The organism is Anaeromassilibacillus sp. SJQ-1 (assembly GCF_046693725.1).
GTDB lineage: Bacteria > Bacillota > Clostridia > Oscillospirales > Acutalibacteraceae > Anaeromassilibacillus.
The window spans coordinates 1-18,800 of record NZ_JBKEIV010000013.1 but is presented as its reverse complement, the minus strand read 5'-3'; the positions used below and the strand labels follow the sequence as shown (position 1 = coordinate 18,800).

20 protein-coding genes and 2 pseudogenes are annotated in these 18,800 nt (G+C 48.5%); 20 read left to right on the top strand and 2 right to left on the bottom strand.

The genetic code is table 11. The features are described from left to right. Positions 1-3: 3 nt before the first annotated feature. The 11 genes and pseudogenes from ACGCCZ_RS04475 (at position 4) to ACGCCZ_RS04425 (ending at position 9,058) form a co-directional block, all read left to right on the top strand. Positions 4-744, top strand: coding sequence for a segregation and condensation protein A (locus tag ACGCCZ_RS04475; RefSeq protein ID WP_411655396.1), 741 nt, complete (start codon positions 4-6; stop codon positions 742-744). After that, complete coding sequence (scpB, locus tag ACGCCZ_RS04470; protein WP_411655395.1) at positions 714-1,268, top strand: SMC-Scp complex subunit ScpB; 555 nt, start codon at positions 714-716, stop codon at positions 1,266-1,268. Before ACGCCZ_RS04475 ends, scpB begins: the two co-directional genes overlap by 31 nt. A 272-nt stretch (positions 1,269-1,540) precedes the next feature. Then, positions 1,541-1,912, top strand: a complete 372-nt coding sequence (locus tag ACGCCZ_RS04465; RefSeq protein WP_411655394.1) for a DUF2953 domain-containing protein — start codon at positions 1,541-1,543, stop codon at positions 1,910-1,912. 86 nt (positions 1,913-1,998) lie between these two features. Beyond that, complete coding sequence (gene ytfJ / locus ACGCCZ_RS04460) at positions 1,999-2,373, top strand: GerW family sporulation protein (RefSeq protein ID WP_411655393.1); 375 nt, start codon at positions 1,999-2,001, stop codon at positions 2,371-2,373. A 161-nt stretch (positions 2,374-2,534) separates the two neighbouring features. Beyond that, the gene (locus ACGCCZ_RS04455; RefSeq protein WP_411655392.1) at positions 2,535-3,638 is read left to right on the top strand and encodes a D-alanyl-D-alanine carboxypeptidase family protein; all 1,104 of its coding nucleotides are present in this window, start codon (positions 2,535-2,537) and stop codon (positions 3,636-3,638) included. 25 nt (positions 3,639-3,663) lie between these two features. Next, positions 3,664-4,383: pseudogene (locus tag ACGCCZ_RS04450) on the top strand (pseudouridine synthase); the annotation flags it as partial. Between the two features lie 145 nt (positions 4,384-4,528). Next, positions 4,529-4,825, top strand: a complete 297-nt coding sequence (locus ACGCCZ_RS04445; RefSeq protein WP_054323132.1) for a hypothetical protein — start codon at positions 4,529-4,531, stop codon at positions 4,823-4,825. 173 nt (positions 4,826-4,998) lie between these two features. Then, a complete protein-coding gene (locus ACGCCZ_RS04440) occupies positions 4,999-6,354 on the top strand; it encodes an acyl-CoA carboxylase subunit beta (RefSeq protein WP_054323131.1) in 1,356 nt (451 codons plus the stop codon). A gap of 53 nt (positions 6,355-6,407) precedes the next feature. Next, positions 6,408-6,773: a biotin/lipoyl-containing protein gene (locus ACGCCZ_RS04435; protein ID WP_054323130.1), complete on the top strand. Its 366-nt coding sequence runs from the start codon at positions 6,408-6,410 to the stop codon at positions 6,771-6,773. Positions 6,774-6,823: 50 nt separating this feature from the next. Next, positions 6,824-8,227: an oxaloacetate decarboxylase subunit alpha gene (locus ACGCCZ_RS04430; RefSeq protein WP_411655391.1), complete on the top strand. Its 1,404-nt coding sequence runs from the start codon at positions 6,824-6,826 to the stop codon at positions 8,225-8,227. Between the two features lie 207 nt (positions 8,228-8,434). Continuing rightward, entirely contained in the window at positions 8,435-9,058 is a 624-nt protein-coding gene (locus ACGCCZ_RS04425; RefSeq protein ID WP_054323128.1) for a sugar O-acetyltransferase, read from the top strand. A gap of 274 nt (positions 9,059-9,332) precedes the next feature. Here the strand turns inward: ACGCCZ_RS04425 and pyk are convergent, their stop codons facing one another. Beyond that, positions 9,333-11,081 carry a pyruvate kinase gene (gene pyk / locus ACGCCZ_RS04420; RefSeq protein ID WP_054323127.1) on the bottom strand — a complete coding sequence of 583 codons (1,749 nt, stop codon included), beginning with the start codon at positions 11,079-11,081 and terminating at the stop codon, positions 9,333-9,335. 203 nt (positions 11,082-11,284) lie between these two features. Between pyk and ACGCCZ_RS04415 the strand changes: the two genes are divergently transcribed. From ACGCCZ_RS04415 to ACGCCZ_RS04375, 9 genes and pseudogenes are all read left to right on the top strand, one after another. Then, positions 11,285-12,094 carry a M15 family metallopeptidase gene (locus tag ACGCCZ_RS04415; protein WP_054323126.1) on the top strand — a complete coding sequence of 270 codons (810 nt, stop codon included), beginning with the start codon at positions 11,285-11,287 and terminating at the stop codon, positions 12,092-12,094. Positions 12,095-12,191: 97 nt separating this feature from the next. Then, entirely contained in the window at positions 12,192-12,401 is a 210-nt protein-coding gene (gene rpmE / locus ACGCCZ_RS04410; RefSeq protein WP_054323125.1) for a 50S ribosomal protein L31, read from the top strand. Positions 12,402-12,485: 84 nt separating this feature from the next. After that, positions 12,486-13,112: a YigZ family protein gene (locus ACGCCZ_RS04405; protein ID WP_411655390.1), complete on the top strand. Its 627-nt coding sequence runs from the start codon at positions 12,486-12,488 to the stop codon at positions 13,110-13,112. Between the two features lie 149 nt (positions 13,113-13,261). Continuing rightward, a complete protein-coding gene (locus ACGCCZ_RS04400; RefSeq protein WP_054323178.1) occupies positions 13,262-14,260 on the top strand; it encodes a deoxyguanosinetriphosphate triphosphohydrolase in 999 nt (332 codons plus the stop codon). Continuing rightward, the gene (gene dnaG / locus ACGCCZ_RS04395; RefSeq protein WP_411655389.1) at positions 14,245-15,384 is read left to right on the top strand and encodes a DNA primase; all 1,140 of its coding nucleotides are present in this window, start codon (positions 14,245-14,247) and stop codon (positions 15,382-15,384) included. Before ACGCCZ_RS04400 ends, dnaG begins: the two co-directional genes overlap by 16 nt. Positions 15,385-15,407: 23 nt before the next feature. Continuing rightward, complete coding sequence (locus tag ACGCCZ_RS04390; protein WP_411655388.1) at positions 15,408-16,052, top strand: DnaB-like helicase N-terminal domain-containing protein; 645 nt, start codon at positions 15,408-15,410, stop codon at positions 16,050-16,052. Between the two features lie 11 nt (positions 16,053-16,063). Then, a pseudogene (gene rpoD, locus ACGCCZ_RS04385) lies at positions 16,064-17,173 on the top strand (RNA polymerase sigma factor RpoD). A 12-nt stretch (positions 17,174-17,185) separates the two neighbouring features. Further along, positions 17,186-17,416, top strand: coding sequence for a hypothetical protein (locus ACGCCZ_RS04380; protein ID WP_411655387.1), 231 nt, complete (start codon positions 17,186-17,188; stop codon positions 17,414-17,416). Next, the gene (locus ACGCCZ_RS04375) at positions 17,404-17,802 is read left to right on the top strand and encodes an Rrf2 family transcriptional regulator (protein ID WP_411655386.1); all 399 of its coding nucleotides are present in this window, start codon (positions 17,404-17,406) and stop codon (positions 17,800-17,802) included. The genes ACGCCZ_RS04380 and ACGCCZ_RS04375 overlap by 13 nt, the downstream gene beginning before the upstream one ends. A 778-nt stretch (positions 17,803-18,580) precedes the next feature. Here the strand turns inward: ACGCCZ_RS04375 and ACGCCZ_RS04370 are convergent. Further along, positions 18,581-18,800, bottom strand: a 220-nt coding sequence (locus ACGCCZ_RS04370; RefSeq protein ID WP_411655385.1) for a DUF6514 family protein, incomplete at its 5' end; no start/stop codon positions are given.

Sequence of the window (18,800 nt, the reverse complement as noted above, 5' to 3'; positions counted from 1 at the left end):
GCCATGGAAAAGCTATCCTATAAGTTGGAGACGTTTGAGGGGCCCTTGGATCTCCTGCTCTATCTGATTACCAAGAATAAGCTCGATATTTGCGATATTCAGATTTCAGAGCTTTTAGATCAATATATGGAGCAGATCAATGCCATGCAGGAAGCTGATATGGACATTGCCAGTGAGTTTTTAGAGATGGCCGCCCGCTTGGTATACATGAAAACGGTTTCGCTTCTTCCAAAACATGAGGAGATGGAGGCACTCCGGCAAGAGTTGACCGGTCAGTTGCTTGAATATCAGGAGTGCAAGCAAGTTGCGGCACAATTGACAGAGCGGTTTAATTATAATATTTATGTGCGAGAACCAGCTGAAGTGGAACTGGATAAGAGCTATAAACGGCATCATGATCCCCGGGAGATATTGGCAGCTTACTTGAGTGCGGCAGGGCGAGGAAAGCGGGTGTTGCCGCCTTCGCCACAGTCGTTTTCTGGAATTGTTACCCACCGGATTGTGTCCGTTACTTCACAGATTGTCTACGTACTTCGAAGATTGTGGAAAGTGAAATCCATTGCGTACGAGAGCTTGTTTGTTGAAAAGCGGGAAAAGTCCGATCTGGTGGCAACCTTTTTGGCGGTACTGGAACTTGTCAAGGGGAAACGCGTGCGTATTGAAGGAGAAGGCGAAGCGGCTACAGTAAATTTGATGGATGGCGGTGAACGGCATTGGAAATCAAAAAGATCCGAGGAGCAATAGAGGCAATCCTCTTTGCCAGCGGGGATTCGGTTTCGACGGACCGCGTGGCCCAGGTGCTTTCTTTGGACCGGGCGACCGCAGCCAAGCTCTTGCAAAGTGTGATGGATGATTTTAATAAGGAGGATGGCGGGGTCCGCATTGTGAAATTGGAGGATTCTTACCAGATGTGTAGCAATCCCATCTATGCGGAGGAGATTCGTCAAGCGCTGGATCTTCATAGAAATACACCGCTTTCACAGGCCGCGATGGAGGTATTGGCGATTGTCGCCTATAATCAGCCGGTGACAAAGGCGTTTGTGGAGCAGATCCGGGGTGTGGACTGCTCTGGCGTGTCGGGAAGTTTAACAGCAAAAGGGCTGATTGAGGAACGCGGGAGGTTGGAGTTACCAGGACGGCCTTTGCTCTATGGGACGACGTCTGACTTTTTGCGGTGCCTCAATATCTCTTCCCTCAACGAACTCCCACCCTTGCCACATAAGAAGGAGGAGTCTGAGAAGGAGCGTGAGGGGGAAGATGAAAGCTAAGGGGGCGCGTCTATGACGGCTTTGTGGATTAGCCTTGGAATCTTATTGGGGCTGCTTTTTCTTATGATCTGTCCGGTGGCGGTTACGGCGGACTTTCGGGAGAAGCTGGAGATCAAGGTGCGCTATTTGTGCTTTACTTATCAAGTGGCGCCACAGAAAAAAAAGCCGAAAAAAGCTAAACAGAAACAACCAGAATCGAAGAAAAAAGGAGCCACAGGAACACAAGAAATCAAAATTTCAGGAAATACTGGAAACAGAAGGGTGTTTCAGGTTTGTTGGAACTCCTCCGTCAAGTTGGCGAAGTAGCGGTGGGAGTGGCTCGCAAGCTTTTTTCACATCTAGTCGTGACGCGCCTGCATTTAGAAATTGTGGTGGCAGACGAGGATGCCGCGCAGGCTGCCCTGCATTATGGCTATGTATGTGGTGTAGTCTGTACGGCGTTGAGCGTTTTCTTGCAAAACAGTGTCTGTAAACGTTACCATGTGCAAATCACACCGGATTTTGATCGGGAAGAGAGTCGTGCTGTTCTGGAATTTCAGGCGCGTATCCGGCTTCTCTTTTTAATCACAAGCAGTTTAAGCGCTTTTTGGCATTTTATCCAGATTCAAAAGGATAGTGGACAAGCGGCACAGCGCGCGTCATAAAGCTGGAGTTACCCGTGCAGAATAAACGCCGTGTGCCATAGAAATACAAGGATTATAACCATATTGAAAAAGGCGGTGTATCAAACATGAGCGACCATCCGATCGAAGGTATGATGAATACCACCTTGGAAAAAATTAAGCAGATGGTGGATGTCAATTCCATTGTTGGAGATCCGATTACAGCCCCGGACGGCACCATCATCATCCCCATTTCCAAGATCTCTTATGGCTTTGCATCCGGAGGTTCGGATTTCCCTTCTAAAGTGCAAAGTACCAAGGAGTTTTTTGGAGGTGGTACCGGCGCAGGTATCTCTATAAATCCGATCGCATTTCTGACGATTTCCAATGGGAATGTGAAACTTTTACAGATCGATTTGTACAACAGCTCGGCTGGACCGGATTGTTGGTATGGTGCCGGACGTTGTGGACAAGATCAGCGGCCTTGTCAGCAAAAAGAGTGAGGAAAAGAAAGCGAAAAAATCGGAAACTTCCGCAGAATCCCCGGCAGAATAAATCCAATACTGAAAATGAGCAGCCGCCTGCATATACCTTTTATGGGCAGGTGGTTGCTTTGTGTAAAAAATCAATTTGTTTTCTCTTGGCAGGTGCTTTCATTTTTTGGATGTCTGTCCGCGTTGCGCCGGTTGCATATGCAGTAGGGGAACCTCAGGTATCAGCTCAGGCGGCAATTCTTATCCATGCAGACAGCGGGCAGGTGCTCTATGAGAAAAATGCGGACGAACAGCGTTCGATGGCTAGCACAACTAAGATTATGACAGCCTTAATCGCTTTGGAGACAGCTGCAACAAATGACCCAGTGGTCACGATCACCGAACCGATGGTGCGAGTGGAGGGGTCTTCCATGGGGTTGCAGCCTGGGGATCGCCTGACGCTGAAAAGCCTGGCGGCTGGGATGTTGATTGTCTCCGGAAATGATGCAGCAAATTCAGTGGCAATTGCGGTGGCTGGTTCGACGGAAGCTTTTGCAGAGAAAATGAATCTGCGTGCCCAAGAGCTGGGCATGGAACATACGCATTTTGTTACGCCTTCGGGGTTGGACGATGAAGCGCATTATTCCACCGCGCGCGATATGGCAACATTGGCTGCTGCGGCAATGAAAAATCCCGATTTCGCGGCCATCGTGGGGCAAAAGGCGATGAACATTTCCTTTGTCTCGCCGGAGCAGACCCGGCGGTATACCAATCATAATAAGCTGTTGAGCATGTATGAGGGCTGTATTGGTGTAAAAACAGGGTTTACAAAGAAATCGGGCCGTTGTCTGGTTTCAGCGGCGGAACGCGATGGGGTGCGCCTGATCGCAGTAACTTTGAACGCTCCGGACGATTGGAACGATCATATTGCTCTGATGGATTATGGATTCACTCAGTTGGAATCCTTTCCGGTAGACGACAGTGGTTATTGTGTCGCCTTGCCGGTCACCGGCGGGTTGACTTCCACTGTGCAGGTACAAGGAACCAGGGGAGAAACGGTCGTGATTCCGCGGGGGGCAGCGGCACGCGTTGAGCGTCTTGTAGAGTTACCGCGCTTTGTATATGCACCCGTGATGGAACAGCAAGCGGTTGGACGGGTACGTTATGTATTGGACGGCCAAACGATTGCAGAGACGGCGCTACTTGCGCAAGCGTGTGCGGAACAGCCTCCCCAGGAGAAACCTTTCTGGAAGCAGGTATGGGAGTCCATACGGAGTCTGTTTCAGATGGATTGAGAAATAACAAAAGGATGTTGAATGGATGGCTAAAGAAATAAGATTACAGAAAATGCTCGCCGACTGCGGCATTGCTTCTCGCCGTAAGGCGGAGGAAATGATTGCAGCCGGCGAGGTGCGCGTCAACGGAAGCATTGCAAAGGTCGGGGATAAGGTGGACCCGAAGAAAGACAAGGTCACAGTAAAGGGGAAACCGGTGGAATCCCGTGCACAGGACGTATACATTATGCTTCACAAGCCACGCGGTTTTATCACAACTATGAACGATGAGATGGACCGGAAATGTGTGGCAGAGCTGGTTCGGGAGATCCCTGAACGAATTTATCCGGTGGGCCGGCTGGATCGGGATTCCGAGGGGCTCCTTCTAATGACAAACGACGGTGCATTCGCCAATGCGATGATGCATCCTTCTAAGCATGTGCCCAAAACATATCGGGTGACAGTACGTCCTTCCATTACGGAGGATCAACTCACCCAGATGGCAGTGGGAATTGAGATCGAGGGAAGAAAGACGGCGCCCGCCGATGTACGCGTGTTGTCCCAGGAACCGGGACGAGTCGTGCTGGAGATGGTGCTGCACGAGGGGCGCAATCGTGAGATTCGAAAAATGTGTGAGGCACTGGGCCTTGAAGTTGCGCGTTTAAAGCGGATCGCCATCGGCCCCGTACGCCTGGGGATGCTTCAGCCGGGAAAATGGCGGGAGCTCACCGGAGAAGAAGTGAAGCGTTTAATGGCTGGAGCGAAGTCGGACAAGCATGTCCAGCAAACTCAAATAAACCGGAAAGGGGAAGCAAAACATGATTACTATTCTTCCACTACAAGATTCCAAACGGGTGGAGGCAGTGTTGGAAGATCTGCCGGACAGAGGGGACAACGCCGCCGTTTTGGTAATGGGCGATCCGATAGATGAGCTGGGTTATGTAGCAGTGGATATGAAGGATTCCGTTCTGCGGATGCGTAAAATGGAAGTATTCGGCTCAAATTTGGAACAGCCGGATCTGAACGCTCGCGTTTGTTCAGACAGCTTGATGCGGGCCGCTGCATCCTATGGCGCCAATAAAGGGGCCTATCGCATAGAAACAGAGATTCCGGGTCTGGGGACGCTTTTGAAGGGAGTCGGTTTTCTTCCTGAAGGAAAAAAGTTTGTTTGTGACTTGTCAAAGATTGTGAAAATCTGTAAAGATTGAGGATGAATTCCCGAAGAAACTCTTGTCAAGACTTTTGGAATATATTATAATGAAAACAATTGTGATAATCTATTTATTGCGATAACTTTTCATTGTATTTTTCAACTGTTTATTCACCGAATCGGTGGACAAGCAGAGTAGCACCCAACCGATAGAATGGAGGAATTATCATCATGAGCACAGGAAACAGTGCGGAACGGCTGCAGGCTTCCCGCGAGGCTGCGGCAAAGACGAAGGGGTTCCAGCGCATCACCGCCTTGTTTGACGAAGGCACCTTCAATGAGGTCGACAGTTTTGCAAAGTCGGGCGACGGTTCTGCAGAAGTTGTAGCGGGCTACGGCGAAGTGGACGGCTGTCCGGTATATGCCTTTGTCCAGAACAGCGACGTAGACGGCGGCGCAATGTCCAAGGCACAGGCGGCGAAGATCAAGAAGATCTATGATTTAGCAGTCAAAACCGGTTCGCCGGTTGTAGGAATTTACGATTCCATCGGAGGCCGCTTGAACCAGGGAGCGGATATGCTGGCCGCTTACGGCGAAATCCTTTTGGGAAACAACAACCTCTCCGGTGTTGTGCCGCAGATCTCCCTTGTGCTCGGACCATGCCTGGGTACCTCTGCGATGATTGCTGCGAGCGCAGACATCGTTGTGATGACGGAAAAAGCACAGCTGACCATTGACACTACCGGTAAAGACGGCGCAGCAGACGATGCTGCAAAGCTGGGAATCTGCCATGTGGTAGCGAAGGACGACAAAGAGGCAATGGAGCAGGTTCGCAAGTTGCTGGCGGTTCTTCCCTCCAACAATCTGGCTGGTGCACCGGTGTTTGAATCCTCCGACAGCGCGGAAGCAGCCCTTGCCGCAGGTGCGGATGCCAAAAAGGTTGTGGAAGCCATTTCGGATAAAGGCAGTTTTGTTGAGCTGAACTCCGCTTTTGGCACTTCTGCAGTGACCGGTTTGGCGCAGATTGATGGCTCTACCGTAGGAATTGTTGCATTAAACGGCGTTTTGGATGCAGACTCCTGCTCCAAGGCAGCGCGGTTTGTACGCTTCTGCGATGCGTTCTCGATCCCTGTGGTTACATTGGTAGATGCCAAGGAATTTACTTCTGTGCGAGAGGCTGCAAAGTTGAGCAATGCCTATTCGGAGGCAACAACCGCCAAGATTACGGTCATTACAGGGGAAGCATATGGCCCGGTATATATTGCAGTTGCCGGCCGTGGTGCAAATGCCGACTATACAATGGCTTGGGCAAATGCAGTGGTTTGTCCGTTGGCGCCGCAGACAGCGGCAATGTTCCTGTGGAGCGACCGCTTAAAGAAGTCCGGCAATACGAAAGACGCCCGCAATAAACTGATTGAGGAGTATAAAGCGACGGAGGCAACCCCGTTTGCAGCCGCGGCCGAGGGCTTTATTGAGGATATTATCAATCCTGCGGAGACGCGCGCAAGAGTCATCGCCAACCTCGAGATGTTGGATGGCAAGCGTGTGTCCAGACTGCCGAAGAAACACTCCAATATTCAGATTTAAGCGTCTGTTTGTTTTGATTTAAATTTTGTCATTACTGTCAGGAGGATTACGATATGAAAACGCTCAAAATTACAGTAAACGGCACTCCTTATGATGTGCAGGTAGAAGAAGTTAGCGGCGGCGCTGCTCCTGCAGCACCGGCGGCTGCTCCGGCTCCAGCTCCAAAAGCTGCTCCGGCTCCGAAGGCGGCTGCACCGGCGGCTGGTGCTGAGGTGGTTTCCTCTCCGATGCCAGGTACCATTATGTCGATCAATGTAAAGGCTGGCCAGGCAGTCAAGAAGGGCGACGTGTTGGTTGTTTTGGAAGCTATGAAGATGGAAAATGAGATCATGGCGCCCCATGACGCGACAGTTGCAGCTGTTCATGTCAATAAAGGCGACAGCGTTGAGTCCGGTACGGCGCTCGTTTCCCTCCAGTAAGAGTTTTTACACAGATCCGGAATCATATTTTAGGAGGGACGTATCAAACTATGGCTAATAAAAAAATTGGAATTACCGAAGTGGTGCTGCGTGACGCGCATCAGTCCCTGATTGCAACCAGAATGCCGATCGGCGATATGCTGCCGATTTTGGAAAAGCTGGATCAGGTTGGTTTTCATTCCTTGGAGTGCTGGGGCGGCGCTACGTATGATGCTTGCCTTCGGTTTCTGAACGAAGATCCGTGGGAGAGACTGCGCACAACCCGTAAGCATTGCCCGAATACAAAGCTGCAGATGTTGTTCCGCGGCCAGAATATGTTGGGCTATCGTCATTATGCGGACGACGTTGTGGAATACTTGGTACAGCGTTCCATTGCGAATGGTATTGATATCATCCGTATTTTTGACGCTCTGAATGATATTAAGAATTTGCAGACTGCGATTAAGGCGGCGAAGAAAGAGGGCGGCCACGCACAGGTTGCAATTTCTTATACGACAGGTCCGGTCTTTACGACCGATTACTATGTGAAGTATGCGAAGCGGATCGAAAATGCGGGTGCGGATTCGATCTGCATTAAAGATATGGCGGCGCTTCTCACGCCGTATGAGACCTATGATTTGGTCAAGTCTTTGAAGGGCGCTGTTAAGATTCCGATTCAGCTGCATACACATTATACTTCCGGCTTGGCTTCCATGTGCTTGATGAAGGGAATCGAAGCGGGCGTCGATATGATCGACACAGCGATGTCCCCGTTGGCACTGGGTACGTCCCATGCGCCGACGGAATCTATGGTTGCAGCTTTGCAGGGCACCAAGTATGATACAGGCTTAGATCTCAAACTGTTGAACGAGATCCGTGAATATTTTATGCCGTTGCGTGCTAAGTACATCAAGAGCGGCCTTCTGGACCCCTCCATGCTGGCTACCAATACCAAGGCTCTGGTATATCAGGTTCCAGGTGGAATGCTTTCCAATCTGCTGTCTCAGCTGAAGCAGGCGGGAAAGGCCGACAAACTCGAGGATGTGCTCAAAGAAGTGCCGCGTGTGCGTAAGGACTCCGGCTATCCGCCGTTGGTCACACCGACCTCTCAGATCGTTGGTACACAGGCTGTATACAATGTGATTACCGGAGAACGTTACAAGATGTGCACGAAGGAATTCAAGGATCTTGTTGCCGGTAAGTATGGTACGACACCGGTTGCGATCGATCCGGAGTTCCGTAAGAAGATTATTGGCGATGAGACGCCGATCACTTGCCGCCCGGCCGACTTGTTAGAGCCGGAGCTTGAAAAACTCCGCGCAGAGGTCGCCGAATGGTCCGAGCAGGAAGAGGATGTGCTCTCCTATGCACAGTTCCCGAAGGTGGCGTTGGATTTCTTCAAGAAGCGTAGAGATGCAGAATACGGTATCAATAGTTCGCTTTCGAATGCCGAGAAGCAGGTACATCCTGTATAAGTTTATATGAGTAAAAATGCCCCAGGGCAACAGATCGTTATCTGTTTGCTCAGGGGCATTTTCTTAAATCTTTTACCAGATGTGTTATTGTATCATATAAAGCGATATGCCTGGAACATAGGATGTTATATGGGCGTTTGGAGCGGTTTAATAGGGAACTTTTGAATTGGAAGTTCTCGGCGACAGAGGGAGGAGGGCGTACAATAGATGAAAAATGAGCTGGAAAAATGTATGGCGGGCGAATGGTATAATTGTCATGACCCAATCTTTTTAGAGTTTAAACGTAAAGCGCGAAGTTTACTTGCCGCATATAATGCGTTGCCATATGATCAAAAAGAACAAAAGAGAAAAATATTGGAAGAAATGTTGGGCGGTTTAGGGACAAACGTGTCCATTGGAACATCGTTCACATGTGACTATGGGCGTAATATTTATTTGGGGAATAACGTGTCCATCAATATGAACTGTACCTTTGTGGATTGCAACCGTATTGTGGTAGGCGATAATGTTCTGATTGCCTCCAATGTACAAATTTATACAGCAACCCATCCGGTAGAGTTGGCAGAGCGATTGACGCCTAATTGGTCTCCGGAAAGTGGGGAGTATTTTTGCCGGACCTATGCACTTCCCGTTGCCATTGGAGATGGCTGTTGGATTGGCGGAGGTGCCATTCTTCTGCCAGGCGTGCATATTGGAAAGGGAAGTGTCATTGGAGCGGGAAGCGTCGTCACCAAGGATATACCAGAAAATAGTGTTGCTGTGGGAAATCCATGCCGTGTTCTCCGACGGATCAATGAAAAATCAGATTCTGCGCTCTATCCACTCGATTGAGAGGAGAAATAATCTCAATAGGAGCCCTGTACGGTTTGAATGCCTTCTTTTCCATGTTCAAATACAGGATGTATGTCCTGTAGGACGGAACGGGCAGAAAACGAAAATGTACGGTAACAGAGAGAATTTTATATCATGGAGCATTGAACTGAGTTAAAGCTGGAAAACCCCCGGCGTTCGAACGGATGCCGGGGGTTTTGAAGCTTATTATTGAACTTTAATGATAAAACCATCGGATGATTGGAACACCGGGGTTTCACATCATAATCGAGAATTATTGTGTAATGCCGCTGAATACAATACCGCGGGAAGCATCTAGCGTGACGGTTGTACCACTTTTTAGAATCTGTGTAGCATGTGCAGCGCCCGCAATGACAGGTTTGTCCAGAGCAAGCCCGACAATCGCTGCATGAGAATTGGAACCACCCTGCTCTGTGATAATACCAGTAGCAGACTTCATTAAGGTCAATACCCCATTGGTGGTCTGTGGGATAACCAAAATATCGCCGGTTTTGAACGTGGCATGCGCTTCTTCTTCGTTGTTGCAAACACAAAGATTGCCACACACAATGTTCTTGGTCACACCCATGCCGGAAAGAAGAACGTCACCGACCAACTGAACCTTCAAAAGGTTTGTTGTTCCAGAGATACCCAGAGGCACACCTGCGGTGATGACGGTCAAATCGCCATTTTTGACAAGGCCCTTACTGCGTGCTACATCTACCACGTGATTGAATAACTCATCTGTGTTGTCTTTTTCATCCACCATAATTGGGATAACGCCCCAAGAAAGATTCATTTGGCGAAGGACAGTCGGGTCGGTTGTCCCACTGATGATCGGACAGCAGGGGCGGTATTTGGAAATCATGCGGGCGGTTTTTCCTGATTTAGAAACAGTCATGATGGCAACAGCCCCAAGATCATGGGCGGTTGTGACGGTTGCATGGGAAATTGCCGAGGTTACATTGGGCTGTTCGTCGATATCGCGCTTTTTAAACCGATTTTTATAATCAATGTCCTGTTCGGTACGTTCAGCAATCGTGGACATCGTCTTAAGCGCCTGAATCGGATACTTACCCGCGGCGGTTTCGCCGGAGAGCATAATTGCACTGGTGCCGTCATAAATTGCATTGGCGACATCAGTGGCCTCTGCACGTGTGGGACGAGGATTCTTCATCATAGAATCAAGCATCTGCGTGGCGGTAATCACCTGTAGACCGGCGTTGTATCCTTTTTTGATAAGTTCCTTCTGAATGACCGGAATTTCCTGAAGTGGGATTTCAACACCAAGGTCGCCGCGGGCGACCATAATGCCGTCGGATACACGCAAAATTTCGTCGATATTGGATACACCGTCTGCGTTTTCGATTTTAGCAATGATGCGGATTTTGTGGCAATCGTGCTTCTCAAGCTCTGCACGCAGATCGAGAATATCTTGGGCTGTACGTGTAAAGGAAGCCGCGATAAAGTCAAATCCTTGTTCGACGCCAAAGGCAATATCCTCCCGGTCTTTATCGCTGATAAAGGGTAGGGAGAGATGGGCGCCCGGCACATTAATTCCCTTGTGGGAAGAAACTACGCCACCGTTGACAACCGTGCACACGATGTCTGTGTCGGTACAGGATTCTACGCGCAGTTCAATCAAACCATCGTCAATCAGAATTTTGGATCCCTGCGAAACTTCCTGTGGTAGGCGTGGAAATGTGATGCTGACAATGTTTTCATCGCCAACTACGTCACGTGTCGTCAGGGTGAATGTATGTCCTTCTTCCAACGTGACCTTAGACTTAGAGAAATTTCCGGTGCGGATTTCCGGGCCTTTGGTATCCAGGAGAAGCGCAATGGGAAGTTTCAGTTCTTCACGAAGTTTTTTAACCATGTCGATACGAACTTTTTGCTCTGCATTGGTTTGATGGGAAAAATTTAGTCGGGCGACATCCATACCCGCGAGCATCAATTCCCGCAAAACAGATTCATCATCCGTCGCGGGGCCAAGCGTACAGATAATTTTTGTTTTTCTCATAATAACGCCATCCTTATTGTTGAAAGATCGGATTTCAAAATTTTTTCAATATATAGTATACAAGATATGATGTCAAGAAAGCAATCCCATTTTACTTTTTCCATTTCCTGTACAAGGAAACGCAGTTTTATTGAAAAAATTTGGAATTGGCGTTACAATAGAGTATAAAAAGACTAAAATGCCAGAATGAAGGAGCGGAAGGGATGCGCAGAAATAAGGGAGAAAAAGTTGTAAAAACGCGTGCAAGCTGGAGAAAAGCGGACCAGGTGCGCAAAATCAAAATTGTAATGACATTTGTGGTAGTTGCCCTATGTATTTCTGTGGCAGCCGGAGCAGTTTTGGCTTGGATTGAGATTCAACATCCTTTTGATACCTCTTCGAGCAGTGTTCCAGTCTCTTCACAGCCATCAGTCTCTTCGGAGACAGAATTGCCGGTATATGATAATACATTTAATCTGGTGGTTGTGAATGCAGATTCACCACTTTCCGAAGACTTCGTGGTGCAATTAGAAAAATATGAAGGGGTGCCTTTTGAAGAACGAATTGTGGAGGCACTTGAGCGGATGGTTGAAGATGCAAGAAATGCTGGTTGCACACTAAAAATTGCCAGCGGTTACGTTTCCAAGGAAGACCAGGATGCACAATACCATGCGAAGATTCAGCAATTGATGGAACAGGAAGGGTACAGCCAAGTGCGCGCCGAGGATCAAGCGCAAAAGACGATTGGACGTGGCGGTTACAATGAGCATCAAACGGGGATGCTGGTGGAGTTTGCAGCTTCGGAGGAGGGCGTTCCGTTTGAACAGTCACAGGCGTATCAGTGGCTGATGAAGAACAGCGTAAATTATGGCTTTGTACTCCGCTATCCAGAAAATAAAACCAGCATCACTGGGACCGATTATACGCCGTCTTGCTTTCGTTATGTCGGAACGGACAATGCGATCAAAATGCGGGAATATTCCATGTGTTTGGAAGAATATGCACAGTATGTTAGGCAGCAAGCGGCAAATTGAAATACAGAAAAATTGTGCCGGAACTACTTGCATTTTTAGTCGTTCTATGTTAAAATTCAAACGTTAGGTTGCAGTTTGGGTGAAAGAGGTGACATAAATGAAGGAAGCGATCCATCCGAAGTATAAAGAAACGACGATTACCTGCGCTTGTGGCAACGTGATTGAGACGAGATCCACGAAGGAAAACATCCGCGTTGAAATATGCTCCAAATGCCATCCGTTCTTTACCGGTAAGCAGAAGCTGGTCGATACGAGCGGTCGTGTTGATATGTTTAAGAAGCGTTATGGCATGCAGGACAAAAAATAATTCGGGTTTCTTTTTGATGAACTGGGCGGCGCAAAGAGATTTTGCGTCGCCTTCTGTTTTGTCTGAACCAATCGGAGGCGCATTATGACAGAATATAAAACAGTCTTAAAACGGGCGGAAGACGAATTTGTCGAACGCCGGTCGCGTTTTATTGGCCATGCAGCCCCTGTAAAAACAGAAGAAGAAGCAATTGCCTTTATCAATGAAATGAAGGCAACTTATTGGGATGCCACCCACAATGTTTATGCCTATTCTTTGCGCGATGGACAGATCAAACGTTATTCGGATGACAGTGAACCGCAGGGAACGGCAGGAATCCCGACATTGGATGTACTGCAAAAATCCGGCGTTACCGATGTAGTCGTTGTTGTCACGCGCTATTTTGGCGGTGTTTTGTTGGGAGCAGGCGGCTTGGTACGCGCTTATTCGCACGGAGCGTCCATTGCATTAGAAGCGGCGGGGATCGTTACGATGCGCGAATGCATCTTATCGTCGCTTTCTTGTGACTATAATCAGTATGGACGTTTACAAGCGTTGATTCCGGAGTGCGGAGGGATCATTGACGATGCAGACTTTGGCGAGCGTGTGACCATAAACTTCCATATGAGCGATATAGATTTGGAACGGATGCGGCCAAAACTGGCGGACGCAACCTGTGGTTCCGTGGAGATCCAGGAAGAAGGAAAAAAATTTTTTGAGATTTTTAAATAATGATGCAGGAAATCCGCACTTTGCCGCATATATAATCAATAACGACAGGTTCTTTGAAACCGTGTGCGCTCTGTAGAAGAAAGAAACAGAATTCTGCGCAATCTTTCATGGAACCGGTCAATCTTTTGGGAAAGAAGGTGCGCCGAATGATGAATGTCAGAGAACGAACGCAGCAGATTGAAGAACAGATCCTCTCACCCTATGCCTCCCTTTCACGCAATACTAAGGGCAGAGACCGACCGGAAGAGGAATGTGATCTCCGGACTCCCTATCAGAGGGATCGGGATCGAATTATCCATTGTAAAGCATTTCGCCGTTTGAAACGAAAAACACAGGTCTTTTTGTCGCCAGAAGGCGATCACTACCGGACGCGCCTGACCCATACATTGGAGGTCGCACAGATCGCGCGTACAATCGCCCGGGCATTGCGGCTGAATGAGGATTTGACAGAGGCAATCTCCTTGGGACATGACTTGGGGCACACGCCATTTGGACATGCGGGAGAGCGCGCATTAAACGAAATTTTTCCTGGGGGTTTCCGCCATTATGAGCAAAGTGTTCGTGTAGTGGAAAAACTGGAAAAAAACGGCTTGGGCCTTAACCTTACAAAAGAGGTGCGTGACGGGATTCTGCACCATACACATGGCCAGGAGGCTTCTACATTAGAGGGGCAAATTGTGCGCTATGCCGATCGCATAGCGTATATCAACCACGATATTGACGATGCAGAGCGCGCAGGCGTGTTAGAAGAATCCCAAATTCCAAAGGAGATTACCAATCTTTTGGGAACAAGCAAATCTGCAAGAATCAATTGTTTGGTCAATGCTGTGGTGGACAATAGCCAAGACGGTCAGATTCGTATGGACCCAGCGTGTAAAGAAGCCTTTGATGAATTGAATTCTTTTATGTATCAGCGGGTTTATTACAATCCTTATGCAAAAGGGGAAGAAAAAAAGGTTCCAACGCTGATTGAAATCCTTTTTACCTATTTAAAGAATCCTGCACATCTTCCGGATGATATGCGGCGGATAGCAGAGGAGGAAGGCTGCGAACGAGCTGCCTGCGATTATCTAGCGGGAATGACGGATCATTATGCGATCCGGCTCTTTCAAAATATCTATATTCCCGAGGCTTGGAGCCATTATTGACAGAAGAAAATGGGGGAATTGCAATTATGCCCTTGCCGGAAGCTTTTCTGCAGGAACTGAAGATGCGCAGCGATATTAGCGATGTGGTGTCTTCCTATGTCGGCCTGCGGCGCAGCGGCAGGAATTTGGTGGGATTGTGTCCCTTCCACAATGAAAAGACGCCGTCCTTTAATGTGTACCCGGAGAACGGTTCGTTTTATTGCTTTGGGTGCGGCGTTGGAGGGGATGTTATCACCTTTATCCGCCGTATAGAAAACTTGGACTATATGGAAGCAGTGCGATTTCTGGCACAGCGCGCCGGTTTGCAGGTCCCTGAAAATCGGGTAGACGATGGGATGGCCAAACTGCGCGCACGGGTACTGGAGATCAACCGTGAGACGGCTCGGTTTTACCACGCGATGTTGATGTCGGAACAGGGGAGACCGGGGCTTGCTTATCTTCAAGACCGTGGATTGACGCAGGCGACCATTCGTCACTTTGGGTTGGGGTATTCCCCGCCCTCCCGCTATGCTTTGGTGGACTACTTGGCTCAGAAAGGGTACCAACCGTCGGAAATGATTCAAGCGAATGTCGCTTTTAAAGGACGTAGTGGCCGTGCGGTAGATCGTTTTTCCGGTCGGGTCATGTACCCGATCATCGACCTGCGGGGTAATGTCATTGCCTTTGGCGGGCGGGTGCTCACCGATGCCAAACCCAAATATTTAAATACTTCGGATACCCTGGTTTTTCGGAAGAGCGATGCGCTCTTTGCGCTGAACTTTGCAAAAAACCAAGGAAGCCAACAGTTGATTTTGGCCGAGGGATATATGGATGTAATTGCGTTGCACCAAGCGGGATTTTCCAATGCAGTGGCCACGCTAGGAACTGCATTGACAACGGATCAGGCGCGATTGATGTCCCGTTATGCCAAAGAAGTGGTCATCTGTTACGATGCCGATGAAGCGGGACAAAAGGCGACCGCTCGAGCGATTCCGATGTTGCGCGATGCGGGATTGCTGGTGAAAGTGCTTAACATCGTGGGAGGAAAGATCCGGATGAGTACATACGTTCCTATGGCGAACAGGGCCCGGCCCGGTTTAAACAGCTTTTGGATGCCTGCGGAAATGATGTCGAGTACCGCCTAGCGAAAATTCGAAGGTCCTGCAATATGGAAAGTGCGGACGGACGAGTTGCCTATTTGACGGGGGCGGCAGAACTGTTGGCAACCTTGGAAAGCCGGATGGAACAGGAAGTTTATGCAGGAAAACTGGCGGAAGAGATCGGCATCGATCGTTCGGCCATTATGATGCAGGTGGATAAAAACAGCAAGAAGCGCCAAAAACAACAGCAGCAGAGACAATTTCGCGCATTTCAACAGCAGACAGCGGGGATTGGCGACGACATCAATCCTGACAAGGCAAAGAACTTGCGGGCTGCTAGTGCGGAAGAAGCGTTGCTTGCGTATCTTGTCAAATATCCGGATCGTGCAGAGGAGATTTATGGACGTTTGCCGCCTGAAAAATTTTCCACTTCCTTTAATCGCCGCGTATATCAGGTGATTATGGGGAAAATTATGGATGGCAAGGACTATAGCCTTACAGATATTTCGGGGGAATTTTCCGTCGATGAGATCGGCGCGATTGCCCGAATTTTTGCCAAACATCACGATGCATCCGCCACTTGGAAGGATGCACAGGAATATATAAACGTGATTGAAGAAGAACATGCAAAACTCCGTGTGGAGGATGTGGCCGCCGTTCCGACCCAGAGTATCGAAGCATACCTGGCGGAACTGAAGGCTAAGAAGAAATAGGGGGATGTACAATGGGAACTGGAGCAACACCGGACAAAAAAACGGTCATTCGAGAATTGATTGAACAAGGGAAGGCGAAAGGGCAGCTCTCGACAAAAGAGATTCTCGATGCTCTTGGAGAGCTGGACTTTGAGCCAGAGCAGATCGAAAAGTTCTATGATACGTTGGAAGCGCAGGGCGTTGAGATCATTGAAGATTTTGCAGACGCTCCCTTGGACGACATCGATTTTGCCGCAGAGGCCGTCTCCGATGAGAATTTGGAGTCCAGCCTAAGCACGGAGGGCATTGCGATCGACAATCCGGTCAAAGTGTATCTCAAGGAAATTGGCCGTGTGCCGCTGCTTTCTCCAGAAGAAGAAATTGACCTTGCGATTCGAATCAAAGACGGCGACGAGGCGGCTAAAAAGCGTCTTTCGGAGGCGAACCTGCGTCTGGTTGTCAGCGTTTGCGAAGCGTTATTTGGCGCGTGGGAATGCAATTTTTCGATCTGATTCAAGAGGGAAATCTGGGCCTCATCAAAGCAGTCGAGAAGTTTGATGATACGAAGGGATTTAAATTTTCAACCTATGCGACCTGGTGGATTCGGCAGGCGATTACCTCGCGCCATTGCGAGACCGAGGCAAGGACGATCCGAGATCCCGGTTCATATGGTGGAAACCATCAATAAGGTAAAAAAGGTTTCCAGCCAGTTATTGCACACGAACGGCCATGAACCGAGTGCAGAAGAAATCTCTGCGGAGTTGGACATGCCGGTGGATAAGGTGCGGGAGATTATGCGGGTGGCGCAAGAACCGGTTTCTTTGGAGACGCCGATCGGTGAAGAAGAGGACAGCCATCTGGGGGATTTCATCCCTGACGACGACGCGCCTGCTCCACAGGATGCGGCCTCCCATACGCTTTTGAAAGAGCAGCTTGCCGATGTACTGGATACGTTGACTCCCCGTGAGGAGAAGGTGCTCAGTCTACGTTTTGGCTTGGAGGATGGCCGTTCGCGCACTTTGGAAGAAGTGGGTAAGGAGTTCAACGTGACCCGTGAACGTATCCGCCAAATTGAAGCAAAAGCACTGCGCAAACTCCGCCATCCGAGCCGCAGCAAAAAGCTGAAGGACTTTTTGGACTAGGAGTGAAGAATCATGCACATGACTTTGGAGGCGGATTATGCGGTGCGGATTTGTAGAGTTTCTGCGTCGGCCGACCAGAAGGTGGATGCGCGTACAATCGCCGAAGAAACGCATGTGCCCCTGCGCTTTGCTTTGAAAATTTTACGAAAATTGGTTGCAGATGATATTATGATCTCTTACAAAGGGGCGCGCGGGGATACCTGCTGGCACATCCGCCGGGGGAAATCACATTGCGTCAGGTAATTGAATCGGTAGAAGGCCCTTATGTAATCAGCCGTTGCCAGCAAAGAGAATATTCCTGTACGCATACAGCGAGTTGCCGGTTTCATGAGATCTATTCTGAAATTTCCAAAATCGTACGGGAAAAGCTGGATTCCTATACATTTGCTGATGTCTCTGGGTTTGATCGTTTTTGCATTCCCGAAAGTTTTCAAAGGAATCCATACATACATCCAAGGATTCCAAGAGAAAAAATGGTGGGGAATAAGAGTGTATTGATAAGAGTGTTCATGAAAACATGTGGAAATCGAATGGGGCGCACCTACTTCATTTTCATACGGATAAAAGCACGAGCGGGTTCATTCAACGGTTTATCTTGCTATGTGTGCTATCGTCCAGCGGCGGGTTGAGTGTGATGAAACCGCTGAATTCTTACGGTTGCGTGGCATGGAACGATTTTTGGAGCACTGGCTGGACAGGATATACTGTACTTTAAAGAGAGACGTTTTTTGATAGAAGTCGAGATTGTGTTCTGTATGAAGAAACTGAAAAGAGTGTAATCCATTGAAAATGAAGTGGTACGGAACTTGATCGTTCCGAGTTCTAAATGCAGCCGAGAAAATTTAAGATAAGCACAAAAACCGGGGCAAGATTTGGTCGCAACCAAGATCTTGTCCCGGTTTTTAATTGTGAATTGTAGGTGTCTATATCCAACCAAAAACGAATTTGGTGCAGATCACAGTCTGTCATCAAGTTACAATGCACTCTGAACCCATAGATCAGACAGCCACAGCTTTGAAATAGCATATAAATTATTTATTAATTAAAATGGAAACGCATCCTTAAGTAGATGTCAGCTTTTCGTGACTTCGACTTGCAGCTCAATTACAACGTGAAATCATATGGCTGCCAATTTTCTGCCCGATTTTGCTCCTTACACAGATGTCTTTTTGTCTTTCAGGGAGTACAGGCAGAGACTGGTGGAATGCCACCGCATGAGTTAAGTAGGAAAATTTAGGGAATGGGATAGTAGAATCATATCAGAACCAGTTTGGTACAAGATTGCGTCTGGCAATGACGTCCCACCTTATCAGTCTTTTAGCTGCTATACAGAAAATTTTTATAGAGAGGCTATAAGGGCAACACAAAAAAGCCCACAGAAAACTGTGAGCAAACATGCTGAAATGCTCAGATAGAATCTTGAATCACATCGATCAGGTGTACGGGATGTAATTGCCCCCTTGTACAACGCTGTGCTAGTTTGGCCACAAAATTGTAATCTGTCGAGACATCCGATATGGAGTCGATTTGTTTCCATCCGTGTTTGACGAACTGAAGAATAGCAATTCCAAAAGAATGATAAACACCTATGGATGGAGAAAAAAGAGACTCTTCAAAGGGAACGTAC

Excerpts from the sequence above, each read along its gene's own strand:
- ACGCCZ_RS04475 (WP_411655396.1), top strand. The coding sequence starts at position 4 with ATGGAAAAGCTATCCTATAAGTTGGAGACGTTTGAGGGGCCCTTGGAT.
- ytfJ (WP_411655393.1), top strand. The coding sequence starts at position 1,999 with ATGAGCGACCATCCGATCGAAGGTATGATGAATACCACCTTGGAAAAA.
- ACGCCZ_RS04455 (WP_411655392.1), top strand. The coding sequence starts at position 2,535 with ATGTCTGTCCGCGTTGCGCCGGTTGCATATGCAGTAGGGGAACCTCAG.
- ACGCCZ_RS04445 (WP_054323132.1), top strand. The coding sequence starts at position 4,529 with ATGGGCGATCCGATAGATGAGCTGGGTTATGTAGCAGTGGATATGAAG.
- ACGCCZ_RS04440 (WP_054323131.1), top strand. The coding sequence starts at position 4,999 with ATGAGCACAGGAAACAGTGCGGAACGGCTGCAGGCTTCCCGCGAGGCT.
- ACGCCZ_RS04435 (WP_054323130.1), top strand. The coding sequence starts at position 6,408 with ATGAAAACGCTCAAAATTACAGTAAACGGCACTCCTTATGATGTGCAG.
- ACGCCZ_RS04430 (WP_411655391.1), top strand. The coding sequence starts at position 6,824 with ATGGCTAATAAAAAAATTGGAATTACCGAAGTGGTGCTGCGTGACGCG.
- ACGCCZ_RS04425 (WP_054323128.1), top strand. The coding sequence starts at position 8,435 with ATGAAAAATGAGCTGGAAAAATGTATGGCGGGCGAATGGTATAATTGT.
- pyk (WP_054323127.1), bottom strand. The coding sequence starts at position 11,081 with ATGAGAAAAACAAAAATTATCTGTACGCTTGGCCCCGCGACGGATGAT.
- ACGCCZ_RS04415 (WP_054323126.1), top strand. The coding sequence starts at position 11,285 with ATGCGCAGAAATAAGGGAGAAAAAGTTGTAAAAACGCGTGCAAGCTGG.
- rpmE (WP_054323125.1), top strand. The coding sequence starts at position 12,192 with ATGAAGGAAGCGATCCATCCGAAGTATAAAGAAACGACGATTACCTGC.
- ACGCCZ_RS04405 (WP_411655390.1), top strand. The coding sequence starts at position 12,486 with ATGACAGAATATAAAACAGTCTTAAAACGGGCGGAAGACGAATTTGTC.
- ACGCCZ_RS04400 (WP_054323178.1), top strand. The coding sequence starts at position 13,262 with ATGAATGTCAGAGAACGAACGCAGCAGATTGAAGAACAGATCCTCTCA.
- ACGCCZ_RS04390 (WP_411655388.1), top strand. The coding sequence starts at position 15,408 with ATGGAAAGTGCGGACGGACGAGTTGCCTATTTGACGGGGGCGGCAGAA.
- ACGCCZ_RS04380 (WP_411655387.1), top strand. The coding sequence starts at position 17,186 with ATGCACATGACTTTGGAGGCGGATTATGCGGTGCGGATTTGTAGAGTT.